The 13200-nt window shown below is 68.9% G+C and carries 12 protein-coding genes; 10 read left to right on the top strand and 2 right to left on the bottom strand.

Going from position 1 to position 13200, the window contains the following annotated elements; translation table 11 throughout:
- Nucleotides 1-15 precede the first annotated feature (15 nt).
- The 3 genes from Pph01_RS27165 to Pph01_RS27155 all read left to right on the top strand — a co-directional run bounded on the left by Pph01_RS27165 (nt 16) and on the right by Pph01_RS27155 (nt 2904).
- Entirely contained in the window at nt 16-216 is a 201-nt protein-coding gene (locus tag Pph01_RS27165; RefSeq protein ID WP_345483314.1) for an SCO4848 family membrane protein, read from the top strand.
- A 28-nt stretch (nt 217-244) separates the two neighbouring features.
- Nucleotides 245-1417: a glutamate--cysteine ligase gene (locus Pph01_RS27160; RefSeq protein ID WP_204076008.1), complete on the top strand. Its 1173-nt coding sequence runs from the start codon at nt 245-247 to the stop codon at nt 1415-1417.
- 275 nt (nt 1418-1692) lie between these two features.
- Nucleotides 1693-2904, top strand: coding sequence for an amidohydrolase (locus tag Pph01_RS27155; RefSeq protein ID WP_204076110.1), 1212 nt, complete (start codon nt 1693-1695; stop codon nt 2902-2904).
- 189 nt (nt 2905-3093) lie between these two features.
- Here the strand turns inward: Pph01_RS27155 and Pph01_RS27150 are convergent, their stop codons facing one another.
- The gene (locus Pph01_RS27150; protein WP_204076007.1) at nt 3094-4323 is read right to left on the bottom strand and encodes an AI-2E family transporter; all 1230 of its coding nucleotides are present in this window, start codon (nt 4321-4323) and stop codon (nt 3094-3096) included.
- A gap of 332 nt (nt 4324-4655) precedes the next feature.
- Between Pph01_RS27150 and Pph01_RS27145 the strand changes: the two genes are divergently transcribed.
- The 7 genes from Pph01_RS27145 (at nt 4656) to Pph01_RS27115 (ending at nt 12682) form a co-directional block, all read left to right on the top strand.
- Entirely contained in the window at nt 4656-5678 is a 1023-nt protein-coding gene (locus Pph01_RS27145; RefSeq protein WP_239117044.1) for a BMP family lipoprotein, read from the top strand.
- Nucleotides 5679-5868: 190 nt separating this feature from the next.
- On the top strand, nt 5869-6903 hold the full coding sequence (locus Pph01_RS27140; RefSeq protein ID WP_204076006.1) for a BMP family lipoprotein: 1035 nt from the start codon (nt 5869-5871) through the stop codon (nt 6901-6903).
- Between the two features lie 102 nt (nt 6904-7005).
- Nucleotides 7006-8541, top strand: coding sequence for an ABC transporter ATP-binding protein (locus Pph01_RS27135; RefSeq protein WP_204076108.1), 1536 nt, complete (start codon nt 7006-7008; stop codon nt 8539-8541).
- Nucleotides 8538-9662, top strand: coding sequence for an ABC transporter permease (locus Pph01_RS27130; protein WP_204076005.1), 1125 nt, complete (start codon nt 8538-8540; stop codon nt 9660-9662). Before Pph01_RS27135 ends, Pph01_RS27130 begins: the two co-directional genes overlap by 4 nt.
- A gap of 67 nt (nt 9663-9729) precedes the next feature.
- A complete protein-coding gene (locus Pph01_RS27125) occupies nt 9730-11001 on the top strand; it encodes an ABC transporter permease (RefSeq protein ID WP_204076004.1) in 1272 nt (423 codons plus the stop codon).
- Nucleotides 10998-11387, top strand: a complete 390-nt coding sequence (locus Pph01_RS27120; protein WP_204076003.1) for a cytidine deaminase — start codon at nt 10998-11000, stop codon at nt 11385-11387. The genes Pph01_RS27125 and Pph01_RS27120 overlap by 4 nt, the downstream gene beginning before the upstream one ends.
- A gap of 8 nt (nt 11388-11395) precedes the next feature.
- Nucleotides 11396-12682, top strand: coding sequence for a thymidine phosphorylase (locus Pph01_RS27115; protein ID WP_204076002.1), 1287 nt, complete (start codon nt 11396-11398; stop codon nt 12680-12682).
- Between the two features lie 9 nt (nt 12683-12691).
- Here the strand turns inward: Pph01_RS27115 and Pph01_RS27110 are convergent, their stop codons facing one another.
- Nucleotides 12692-13150 carry a MarR family winged helix-turn-helix transcriptional regulator gene (locus Pph01_RS27110; protein WP_204076001.1) on the bottom strand — a complete coding sequence of 153 codons (459 nt, stop codon included), beginning with the start codon at nt 13148-13150 and terminating at the stop codon, nt 12692-12694.
- Nucleotides 13151-13200 lie beyond the last annotated feature (50 nt).

The raw sequence follows: 13200 nt of genomic DNA, 5'->3' as shown, positions 1-13200 counted from the left end.
GCCGATACTGTGAGGATGACGAGACGTGTATCGGGCTTTCTGTTGGCCCTCGCCGCTTTCATGATCTTTGAATGGATCAACCTGGGGTTCAACCTGGCGGATGGGCATCCGACCGCCTTCTATGTCGTCCACGGCGTGCTGATCGCGGTCAACATCATCTTCGCCCTCGTGCTCGGGACGATCGGCGTGCGAGCGTGGAAGAGGGGTAGGCCATAGACGGGATTCCGAGTCATGGAGGCATGCGGTGGCGATCGAATTCAACCCCTCGCGCGGTGCGACGCTGGGTGTGGAGTGGGAGCTTCAGCTCGTCGACAGGCACACCCGTCAGCTCCGGCAGGACGCCAAGGAGGTGCTCGCCGCCGTTCCCGAGCTGAGCGAGGGCCGGCGCCCGAAGGCGATGCACGAGCTGATGCAGTCGCAGATCGAGATCGTCACGGACGTCTGCAACACGGCGGGCGAGGCCGTACATGACCTCAAGAGGAGCCTCCAGCGCCTTCAGGAGGTGGTGGAACCACGCGGCACGGGCCTGGCCTGCACGGGGACGCACGCCATCAGCGACTGGCGTGACGCGGTCTACGCGCCGGTGCAGCGGTACGCCGAACTGGTCGAGGAGATGCAGTGGCTCGCGTGGCGCATCCAGACGTTCGGGGTCCACGTCCACGTCGGCGTCACGGACCGGGAGAAGGTCATCCCGATCGTCAACGCCCTGGCGGCCCACCTGCCGCACTTCCTCGCCCTGACGTCGTCCAGCCCCTACTGGGGAGGGCAGGACACGGGGCTCTCCTCGAGCCGCGCCATCGTCTTCGGCGCCCTGCCGACCGCCGGCCCGCCGCACCTGCTGGCCGACTGGGCCGAGTTCGAGGAGTACATGAGCACGTTGCTCCGCGCGGGGACGATCAGGAGCATCAAGGAGGTGTGGTGGGACATCCGGCCGCATCCCGACTTCGGCACGATCGAGGTGCGGATGTTCGACGGCATCCCCACGCCTCGCGAGGTCGGCATGGTGGTCGCCCTGAGCCAGTGCCTGGTGCACCAGCTCGACCAGCAGATCGACCGGGGGTACAAACTGCCGCATCCCGCGGCCTGGGTCGTGCGCGACAACAAGTGGCGCGCGACTCGCTACGGCCTCGACGCGGACGTCATCACCGACGACCATGGCAGCACGGCGCCCATGCGCGACGTATTGTATGAACTCCAGCGCGAACTGGAACCGGTGGCAGAAAGACTCGGCTGTGCCGAGGAGCTCGCCGTCATGACGGACGTGCTGGAGCAGGGGAGTTCCTGTGAGCGCCAGCGGGCGATCCTCGCTGACGGCGGAACCCTCGAGGACATCGTCGACGCGACGTTGATCGAGCTCGCCGAGGACCGGTTCGTGACCTCGAACCCCAACCGAGGGTCCGGACATTCGAGTGCCTGATACGTATGTCTGATTTGTACGTCAAAGGAAACCGACTTCTGGCATCAAGCAGTTGCCGGTGTAAATACTGGGCAATCCACCGCCTAGGACGGTCGATGCATGGAAAGATTGTGAAGGAAGGGTCGGTGGTGGCGTGACGCCCGCACGACCCTTTCGAGCTTTCAGCGTGATCTCCTCGGCTCGATTGCTTTCGACGATCCCGCGATCCGTGGCTGGACGGCTCGCCGGAGAAGGGAAGACCTGTGACCACCTCATCGAAGCTCGCCCCGCCTGACATGGCTCCGCCCGGGGGTAACGACCTGGCTGGGCAGCTGGCGGGCTTCCTTCGCGAGCACAACGATGAGCTGATCGAGTTCCGGCGCGACATCCATGCCCACCCGGAGATCGCCTTCAGCGAGCACCGCACCACCGAGAAGATCGCTGAGCGTCTGACGGACGCGGGCCTGACCCCCCGGCTGCTGTCGCGCGGCACGGGACTGTGGGTCGACCTCGGCGAGGCCAGCGGGCCGACGGTGGCCCTGCGCGCCGACATCGACGCCCTGCCCATGGAGGACGAGAAGGACGTCCCGTACCGGTCGACGAACCCGGAGGCCTGCCACGCGTGCGGGCACGACGTGCACACCGCGGTGGTCCTCGGCGCAGGGCTGTTCCTGGCCTCGCAGGCGGACGCCGGCGCCCTCCCCGGCCGCGTGCGCCTGATCTTCCAGCCCGCCGAGGAGGTCGCGGGCGGCGCCCTCGAGGTCATGCGTGACGGCGGCCTCAACGAGGTCGACCGGATCTTCGCCCTCCACTGCGACCCGAGGATCGACGTCGGGCAGATCGGCCTGCGCACCGGCCCCATCACGGGTTCCTGCGACCACATCCAGATCCAGGTGTCCGGTCCCGGCGGGCACACCGCCCGCCCGCACCTGACGGTCGACCTGGTCTACGCGCTCAGCAAGATCATCACGGAGCTCCCCGCCGCGCTGTCCCGCCGGGTCGACCCGCGGTCGAGCCTCAGCCTGGTGTGGGGTCAGATCACCGCCGGCTCGGCCTTCAACACGATCCCGGACGTCGGCACGGCGCAGGGGACCATCCGATCCCTGGACGAGAACGCCTGGCACCAGGCGCCCGACCTCGTCAAGGCGCTGCTCGACTCGGTCGCCGGGGCGTACGGCGTGGACGCGGAGCTGAACTACAAGCGCGGCACGCCCCCCACGGTCAACGAGGGGACGAGCATCCAGATGCTGCACGACGCCATCGACCAGATCCTCGGGGAGGGAGCGGCCGTCCCCACGCCGCAGAGCCTCGGCGGCGAGGACTTCTCGTGGTACGTCGAGTCGGTGCCCGGCGCCCTGGCGCGGCTCGGCACCAGGTCGCCCGGCGCGATCGACGAGGTCGACATCCACCGGCCGCAGTTCGACGTCGACGAGCGGGCGATCGGCTACGGCCTGAAGGTCATGGCCGCGACGGCGCTGACCGCTCTTTGGGGCGCCGAGAGCCGCTGAGTCGCAGGCGGCGACGGTCCCGCGGATCGACCCGCTCCAGGTCACCGGCCGGACGGCGATGAGCGGGATCGAGACCGCCGCCGACCTGCTCGCGCAGGCCGCGGCGATCTGATCACCGACGCAAGGCCCGGACTGCCCCGCTGACGCGGGGCGGCGCATGGTCCGGACTGCCCCGCTGACGCGGGGCGGTCATGAGCGGTCCAGGCGCGGGAAGGCGATCTCGTTGAGGAGCAGCCGGATGGCGGCCGCGACGGGGATCGCGACCAGGGCACCGACGATGCCGAGCAGGGCTCCGCCGATCAGGACGGCCAGAACCGTGACGACTCCGGGCACGTCGACCGCCTTCCCCATGATCTTGGGGACGATCAGGTAGTCCTCCACGAACCGGTAGGCGATGTAGAAGCCCAGCGTGGCCAGCGCGACCGGGAAGGAGACGAGGAGCGCCACGAGGCAGACGACCACTCCGCCGATCGTGGACCCCACCACCGGCACGAGGTCGATGAGGGCGACGAACAGGCCCAGCAGCGCCGGGTACGGCACCCCGAGGATCACCAGCCACAGGAAGGTGGCCACTCCGGCGATCACCGAGGTGATCAGGTTCCCCAGCACGTACGCGCCGACCTTCATCAGGACCTGGTCGGTGATGAGGACGGCCCTCGCCCGGCGGGAGCGGGGGATGCACCGGTAGAGGGTGCCGGTGATGCGCGGCAGGTCGGCCAGGAAGTAGATCATCAGCACGCAGACGATGAGGATGGACGCGGCCGTGCTCAGGACGATGCGGCCCGCGCCCAGCAGGCCGCCCGCCAGCGAGAGCCCGGTCCCGGACGTCGTCAGCTCCGTGATGCGCTTCTCGATTTGGAGGCGCTGGTTGAGGCTGCCCAGCACCGAGTGACGGTCCTGCAGACTGTGCACGTAGCCGGGGAGTTGCTTGGCGAACTCCCCGCCCTGGTCGACCAGCGCGGGGATGGCCAGGGCGAGGAAGCCGCCGGCCAGCCCCAGTGTCGCCAGCACGATGGCGGTCACCGCCGCCCAGCGGGGCAGACGTTTGCGCACCAGCCACTCGACCGCCGGGTTGAGGCCGATCGCCAGGAACATCGCGAGCCCGATCAGCACCAGGACGTCGCGCACGCTGATCACCAGTTGGATCAGCGCGTACGTGACCGCGATCCCGGCGGCGCCGGCCATCCCGATGAAGAACGGCGACCTGTGGTTGAAGGGACGGCCGAGCCTGCCGAACGGCCGGTCGTCGTCGGTGCGGGCGTTCGCGCTCACCTGCGCCGGCTTCGAGGTGGTCCCTTCCGGGGTCACCTGCGCCGGCGTGGAGGCGGTCTCCTCCATGGGCTGTCCGGGGCCGCTCTCCTTCGCGGTGCTGCTACCGGCCGGATCCGCTCCCTTGCCGGTGGCGTGCTCGTCCGCCATGGCGGCACTTCCTCTCGTCGACGCCTCGCCTACCCCCGGGGCGGTCGTTCGACCCGGAGGACGGGCGGTCGGCCCGAACCGGAATTCGCGGCGGTGACCGATGAGAAACGCGGGAATCGCCGATAACGGGCACATCACGGCCCGGCTTCGCCGTACGGCGTGGGAAAGGCGTCCTCAGGTGAAGAGTGGGTCGCCGGTGGTGCCGCCAGGCCCACGGTCATCCACAATTCGGAATAAAGTCCACAAATTTGGACAAATATTGTATTGGTCGCTAGTTATCTCTTACCCGACATAAGCCACATTAGTGGGTCAATGCCAGTGAAGGAGGTCTCTTGCGGTCGATCGCCGTGCTCGTGGTCGGAGCTCTGGTCGCGGGCGCCGCCGCGTGCGGCGGCAAACCGCCCGAATTCTCCGGATCGGACGCCTCCTCGATGAAGGTGGGGCTGGCGTACGACATCGGCGGTCGCGGGGACCAGTCGTTCAACGACGCCGCCGCGTCCGGGCTCGACGACGCCAAGAGGAACCTCGGCCTCCGGACGGTGAAAGAGCTGGAGGCGACGCCCGGGGAGACCGACGCGCAGAAGTCCGAGCGGCTGCGCGTTCTGGCCGAGGCGGGATACAGCCCGATCATCGCGGTGGGCTACGCCTATTCGGAGCCGATGAAAAGGGTCGCCCCCGACTTTCCGGCCACCCGCTTCGCCATCGTGGACGACACGATGGCCAGGGGGCCGAACATCTCGAATCTGCTGTTCGCCGAGGAGCAGGGCTCGTTCCTCGTCGGCGCGGCCGCGGCGCTGAAGTCGCGCACGGGACACGTCGGCTTCGTGGGCGGCGTCCAGTCGCCTCTGGTGAAGAAGTTCGAGATCGGCTTCACCCAGGGGGTGAAGTACATCAAGCCCGAGGACACCGTCGACGTGAAGTACGTGGCCCAGCCGCCCGACCTCACCGGGTTCGACGACCCGGCCAAGGGCCGGCTGGCCGCCCAGGGCATGTACGACGCCGGGGCGGACGTGGTCTACCAGGCCGCCGGAGGATCGGGCGCCGGCGTGTTCGAGGCCGCGTACCAGCAGCACGCGTGGGCCATCGGCGTCGATTCCGACCAGGCGAAGACGGCCGCGCCCGAGGTGCGCGGCAACATCCTGACCTCGATGCTGAAGAAGGTCGACGTGGCCGTCTACGACTACATCGCGAGCATCCTGGACGGCACGGTGAAGTCGGGCCCGACTGTCTACGATCTGAGGCTGGGCGGGGTGGACTACTCGACCACCGGGGGCCACATCCGGGACATCCAGCCACGGCTCGAGGAGCTCAAGCAGGAGATCATCGTCGGCAAGATCAAGGTGCGCGCGGCCTGACCTCCTGGTCACGGGGCGGCGTGAGCTGCATAACGGACCTATTGCGGACTTGTGTGCGGGTTTGGTCTATGCAGGTCAAACAACTATCTTCCGTGCAGGGTTGCCGTGCGTTCTGCGTGCGTGCACCGGAAGTTCGACGGCGCGGACACGGAAGGGGAGTCAAACCTTGCTCCGCAATCGAGTTAGCAAGATGGCCGCCGCCACTGCCGCGGGGGCCATGCTCATGGCCGCCGCCGCGTGTGGAGGTAGTGACAGCAGCACATCGGAATCCACCACCGGTGCCTCGGCGCCTGCCGCCTCCGCGGTCAAGGTGGGTCTCGCATACGACATCGGCGGCCGCGGGGACGGGTCCTTCAACGACGCCGCCGCGGCGGGCCTGGACAAGGCCGTGACCGAGCTCAAGGTCGACAAGAAGGAACTGGAGGCGACCCAGGGCGAGACCGACGCCCAGAAGGAGGAGCGCCTCCGTCTGCTCGCCTCCGGCGGGTACAACCCGGTCATCGCGGTGGGCTTCGCCTACTCCGCGCCGCTCGGCAAGGTGGCGAAGGAGTTCCCCGACACGAAGTTCGCCATCGTCGACGACCCGGTCGCGGCCCCGAACATCACCAACCTGCTGTTCGCCGAGGAGCAGGGCTCGTTCCTGGTCGGCGCGGCGGCCGCGATCAAGTCGAAGTCGGGCAACATCGGCTTCGTCGGCGGCGTCGACGTCCCACTGATCCACAAGTTCGAGGCGGGCTACGAGGCCGGCGCCAAGGCGGTCAAGCCGGACATCAAGATCCAGTCGAAGTACCTCACCCAGCCCCCGGACTTCGGTGGATTCGGTGACCCGGCCAAGGGCAAGACCGCGGCCGAGGGCATGTTCGACGCGGGCGCCGACATCGTCTACCAGGCCGCGGGCGGCTCGGGCGGCGGCGTCTTCGACGCGGCCAAGGCCGCGAAGGGTCTCGCGATCGGTGTCGACTCCGACCAGGCCGCCCTCCCGGCCTACAGCGGCGTCAAGGACGTCATCATGACCTCCATGATCAAGAAGGTCGACGTCGCGGTCTTCGACTTCCTCCAGCACTACGTGGCCGGTACGGTCAAGGAGGGCCCCACCATCTACGACCTCAAGGCCGGCGGCGTCGACTACTCCGTGACCGGTGGCCAGCTCGACGACATCAAGTCGCAGCTCGACGACTACAAGCAGAAGATCATCAGCGGCGAGATCACGGTTCCGTCCTCCTGATCTGCCCTGACGTGGGGCCCGCGGGCATAGCCCCGGGCCCCTTGGTCTACTGTCACCCAAAACAATGTCCGTCACCAGGCACTCCGCAAGGAGGAGGCCGCCATTTCCACCGCGACCGCCACAGAACCTGCTGTAGAGCTCGCCGGAATCACCAAGAGATTCCCCGGAGTCGTCGCGAACCGAGACATCGATCTGCAGGTCGCGAAGGGCCGGATCCACGCCATCGTCGGGGAGAACGGCGCAGGCAAATCCACCCTCATGAAGATCCTCTACGGCATGCAGCGTCCGGACGAGGGCGAGATCAAGGTCGACGGTTCCCCCGTCGTCTTCCACACGCCCGGTGACGCCATCTCCCATGGGATCGGCATGGTCCACCAGCACTTCATGCTGGCCGACAACCTCACCGTTCTCGAGAACGTCATCCTCGGCAGCGAGCCCCGCCGCGGCGGCCTCGCGGTCGACTTCCGCGCGGCGCGCAAGAAGATCAAGGAGATCTCCGACGCGTACGGCCTCGCGATCGATCCCGACGTCCCCGTCGAGGAACTCGGGGTCGGCGCCCGCCAGCGCGTGGAGATCCTCAAGGTCCTCTACCGCGGCGCCCGCATCCTCATCCTCGACGAGCCGACCGCCGTCCTCGTTCCCCAGGAGGTCGACGAGCTCTTCGACAACCTGCGAGGACTGGTCCGCGAGGGCCTCACGATCCTGTTCATCTCCCACAAGCTCGACGAGGTGCTCCGGGTCGCGGACGCGATCACGGTGATCCGCCGCGGCACGACCGTCGCGACGCTCGACCCCAAGGACGTGACCGCCCGCCGGCTCGCCGAGCTCATGGTCGGCAGCGAGCTGCCCAGCCCCGAGACCCGCGAGTCGACCGTCACCGACGTCGTGGCGCTCGCCGTACGGAACCTCACGGTCAGCAGCGACACGGGCCGGCCGATCGTCGACGGCGTGACCCTGGAGATCCGCAAGGGCGAGGTCCTGGGCATCGCGGGTGTCGAGGGCAACGGGCAGGCGGAGCTCGTCGAAGCGATCATGGGCATGCGCGCCGGCTCGACCGGCACCATCACCCTCGCGGGCGCGGACATCAGCCAGTGGTCCACGCTGAAGCGGCGGGAGGCGGGCATCGGGTACATCCCGGAGGACCGGCACCGGCACGGGCTGCTGCTCGAGTCGCCGCTCTGGGAGAACCGGATCCTCGGCCACCAGACCCGCCGGCCCAACGTCAAGGGCGTCTGGGTCGACCGCGCGGGATCGCGGGAGGACACACGCCGGATCGTCGATGCCTACGACGTCCGAACCCCCGGCATCGAGGTGGACGCGGCCGCGCTGTCCGGCGGCAACCAGCAGAAACTGATCGTGGGCCGGGAGATGAGCGGCGATCCCGTCCTGCTGATCGCCAGCCACCCGACGCGCGGCGTCGACGTGGGCGCGCAGGCGGCGATCTGGGACCACCTCAGGACGGCACGAGCCGCCGGTCTCGCCGTGCTGCTGATCTCGGCGGACCTCGACGAGCTCATCGGCCTTTCCGACTCACTCAAGGTGATCCTTCGCGGAAGGATCGTCGCGGACATCGACCCGACCTCCGTGACTCCCGAGCGGCTCGGCTCGGCCATGACGGGCGCCGGGGAGGGCGCATGAGCACCTTTCTCGACCGCCTGCTCGGACGGGTGAAGCTGAGCGGCTGGCTGGCCCTGGTCGCCCCGCTGCTCGCCGTCCTGTTCGCCGCGGTGATCACCTCTGTCGTGCTTCTCGCGACGGGCAAGGCTCCGCTTGAGACGTTCAACGCCCTCGCGCAGTACGGCTCCCAGCCGCGGACGATGGCCGTCATCGTCAACACGGGCACCGAGTACTACATCTCGGCCCTGGCCGTCGCCATCGGCTTCCGGATGAACCTGTTCAACATCGGCGTGGACGGCCAGTACCGGCTCGCCGCCGTGGTGGCGGCGGGCGTCGGAGGCGCGGCTCTGCTCCCCGGCGTGCTCAACATCATCCTGATCGTCGTGGTCGCGGTGGTCGTGGGCGCCCTCTGGGCCGCGATCGCGGGCCTGCTGAGAGTGACGCGCGGCGTGAGCGAGGTCATCTCGACGATCATGCTGAACTCCATCGCCACCGGCATCGGCTCGTGGCTGGTGACCAACCACTTCGGAGTCCTCCGGGGCAACGAGCTCGCCACCAAGGAGCTCCCCGCGGACTCCCGGGTACCGGGCATGGCGCTCATCCCCGGTACCCAGCTGCAGGTCACGGGCTTCATCGTGCTGGCGCTCGTCCTCGGCATCGCCTACTACGTCCTGCTGAACCGGACCAGGTTCGGATTCGAGCTGAGGGCCACAGGACAGTCGGAGTCGGCGGCGGTGGCCAGCGGGATCAGCGTCAAGAAGATGATCGTCGTCACGATGGTCGTCTCCGGCGTGGTCGCGGGCCTGATCGGCATGCCCGAGCTACTCGGCGCGTCGTACAAGTACAGCACCAACTTCCCCACGGGCCTCGGATTCACCGGCATCGCGATCGCCCTGCTCGGCCGCAACAACGCGGTGGGCATGGCGATCGGCGCGCTGCTGTGGAGCTTCCTGGACAACTCGTCCGACACGCTCCAGCTGCTCGACATCTCCAAGGAGATCGTGGCGATCATGCAGGGAGTCATCGTGCTCTCCGTGATCATCGCGTACGAGCTGGTCCATCGGTACCGCATCGTGGCGGAGCAACGGCGGGTCAGTCGCGAGCTGGCCACCCCCCAGCAGGCGGAAGGTGCCGCGGCATGAGCCAGCGACCCACACAAGACTGCCGGCGGCCGGTGAGCGCCGCCGGAACGCTCACCGAGGAGCAGGCATGAGCGCGACGGGCCTCACCGCGGACCGTCCCGTGGAGGCGGCGCCGAACAGGCGGTTCAGGCTGACCTTCCCGATGTTGCTGCTCGGCCTCGTGGCTCTCATCGTGCTGCTGTCCATCGCGCGGATGGTCACGGGGGCGAACGACATCACCTCGGGCGGCACCGTCAGTGCGGCGCTGGGCCTGGCCGTTCCGATCGGGCTGGCGGCCCTCGGCGGCCTGTGGTCCGAGCGGGCCGGCGTGGTCAACATCGGCCTCGAAGGCATGATGATCCTCGGCACGTGGTTCGGCGCCTGGGGTGCGCTCCAGTTCGACAACCCCTGGGCCGGGGTCGTCGCGGGCGCGATCGGCGGTGCGCTGGGCGGCGCGATCCACGCCGTCGCGACCGTCACCTTCGGAGTCGACCACATCATCTCCGGCGTGGCGATCAACATCGTGGGCGTCGGGTTCACGCAGTACCTGTCCAAGCTCGTCTTCGACGGGATGCCGGGCGGCGGCGCCAAGCAGTCCCCGCCGGTCCCCTCGATGAGCACGCTGAGCGTCCCGTGGATCGGCGATCCGCTGCGGACGCTCGAGGCGAAGCACTGGTTCGTGCTCTCCGACTTCGCCGGGGTGCTGCGCGGACTCACACAGAACGTGTCCGCCTTCACGATCCTGGCGATCCTGCTCGTGCCGCTGTCGTACTACGTGCTGTGGCGCACCGCGTTCGGCCTGCGGGTGCGGTCGGTGGGCGAGCGGCCCGTCGCCGCGGAGTCCCTCGGCGTCAACGTCTACCTGTACAAGTGGATCGCGGTGCTCTTCTCCGGCGGCCTCGCCGGGCTGGGCGGCGCGTTCCTGTCCATCGTGGCCGCGGGTATCTACCGTGATGGGCAGACCGGCGGCCGCGGATACATCGGCCTCGCGGCCATGATCTTCGGCAATTGGCGGCCCGGAGGCCTCGCCGGGGGCGCGGCGCTGTTCGGATACACCGACGCGCTGCAACTCCGGCAGGGCGGGACCTCGGTCCACGCGCTGCTGCTCGTCGTCGCGCTGCTGCTCGCCGCTGTGGCGATCTACCAGCTCGTACGGCAGGGGCGCAACAAGGCGGCGCTGATCACGGGGATCGGCGCGGTCGTGGTCTTCGTGGTGTTCGCGGTGACGGACACGGTGCCCGAGCAGTTCACCTCGTTCACCCCTTACCTGACCACGCTGCTGGTGTTGTCGCTGGCCTCGCAACGGCTGCGTCCGCCGGCCGCCGACGGCATTCCGTACCGGAGGGGGCAGACGACATGACCATCGACTGGGAGACGCTCCACGCCGAGGCCAGGGAGGCCATGGCGAAGGCGTACGCGCCGTACTCCAAGTTCCCGGTGGGTGCCGCCGCGTTCGTCGACGACGGACGTGTCGTCACCGGGTGCAACGTCGAGAACGCGTCGTACGGCCTCGGGCTGTGCGCCGAATGCGGGCTGGTCTCGGCGCTCCACGCGAGCGGAGGCGGCCGTCTCGTGGCGTTCACCTGCGTGGACGGCCACGGTGAGCTGCTGATGCCGTGCGGCCGCTGCCGCCAGTTGCTCTTCGAGCACGGCGGGCCGGAGTTGCTGGTGGAGACGCCGGAGGGGCCCTGGCGGCTCGCGGACCTCGTGCCGTTCGCCTTCGGGCCCGACGACCTGTCGCGATAGGGGGAAGCATGGGTTTCGACGCGATCGACGTCATCATCACCAAGCGGGAGCGTGGCGCGCTGTCCACCGCCCAGATCGACTGGGTGATCGACGCGTACACGCGTGGCGCGGTGGCCGACGAGCAGATGTCGTCGTTGCTGATGGCGATCCTGCTCAACGGGATGGACCGCAGGGAGATCGCGGACTGGACCCAGGCCATGATCCGGTCGGGGGAGCGGATGGACTGGTCCGTCCTCGACCGGCCGACCGCGGACAAGCACTCCACCGGCGGAGTCGGCGACAAGATCACTTTGCCGCTGGCCCCGCTCGTGGCGGCGTGCGGCGCCTACATCCCGCAGCTCTCCGGCCGCGGGCTGGGCCACACCGGGGGGACGCTGGACAAGCTGGAGTCCATCCCGGGATGGCGCGCGTCCCTGTCCAACGCCGAGATGCTGGACGTCATCCGCGCGGCCGGGGCGGTCGTCTGCGCGGCGGGCAGCGGGCTGGCGCCCGCGGACAAGAAGCTGTACGCGCTGCGGGACGTCACCGGCACCGTCGAGTCGATCCCGCTGATCGCCTCGTCGATCATGTCGAAGAAGATCGCCGAGGGCACCGGCTCCCTGGTGCTCGACGTGAAGGCCGGATCCGGCGCGTTCATGAAGAACGTGGACGACGCCAGGGAACTGGCCCGGACGATGGTCGAGCTCGGCACGGACGCCGGCGTGCGGACAGTCGCCCTGCTGACCGCCATGGACCGGCCTCTGGGATACGCCGTGGGCAACGCCCTGGAGGTCGAGGAGGCGGTCGAGGTCCTCGCCGGGGGCGGTCCCGCCGACGTGGTGGAGCTGACCGTACGGCTGGCACGGGAGATGTTGGAGGCCGCGGGCGTCCGGGGTGCGAAGGACCCCGAGGAGGCGCTGAAGGACGGTTCGGCGATGGACGCCTGGCGGCGCATGATCAGCGCCCAGGGAGGCGACCCCGACGCGGTCCTGCCCAGGTCGGCCGAGTTCGTCGAGATCGCCGCGCCCGCGTCGGGGGTGTTGTCGAAGCTGGACGCGCTGGCCGTCGGAGTCGCCGCGTGGCGGCTGGGGGCGGGAAGGGCCCGTAAGGAGGACCCGGTGTCGGCGGGAGCCGGCATCATGCTGCACGCCAAGCCGGGCGACGTCGTCACCGAGGGCAGGCCCCTCATGACGTTGCACGCGGACGAGACCGCGAGGTTCGAGCGGGCGCTGGAGGCGCTGGAGGGCGCCTACACGATCGGCCAGGACGGCGAAGCGGACCTGCTTCCCCTGGTCATCGACCGGATCACCGCGTAGCCGTCACCGTCAGGCGGAGAGGACGGGCGCGGAGTCGCTGCGCTCGTCCTCCAGGCATCGCGCGTTCGCGAGGTGCGGGGAGAGCTCTGAGCTGAGGACGGCCCGGTGTGTCGGGGCGGCCTCGGCCTGCCGCCGGAGGCCGGCCTCGGTGATCTGCACGAACACGCCCCGCCGGTCGTCGGCGCACATCGCCCGGGCGACCAGGCCTTCGCGTTCCAGGCGGGCGATCAGCCGCGACATCGCGCTCTGGCTGAGATGAACCTGGTCGGCCAGCTCCTGCACCCGGAACTTGAACTTGGCCGTGTCGTCGCCGCAGCTCCTGGCTTCGGCCATTCGGTCGAGCACCTCGAACTCGCTCACACCGAGCCCGTGCTTGTCGCCGAGCTCGCGATCCAGCGCGCACGACACCTGCGCGTGCCGGGCGAGCAGCTCACGCCATGCCATAACCACGAAGTCGGTGTCGTCCATGCGTCTTCCAGACCGCCTCTCTGCGCGGGAACATACCATGATTGTGCAAT

Source organism: Planotetraspora phitsanulokensis, assembly GCF_016863295.1.
Taxonomy (GTDB): Bacteria; Actinomycetota; Actinomycetes; order Streptosporangiales; family Streptosporangiaceae; genus Planotetraspora; species Planotetraspora phitsanulokensis.
This window is presented reverse-complemented; position numbering and strand designations above follow the sequence as displayed.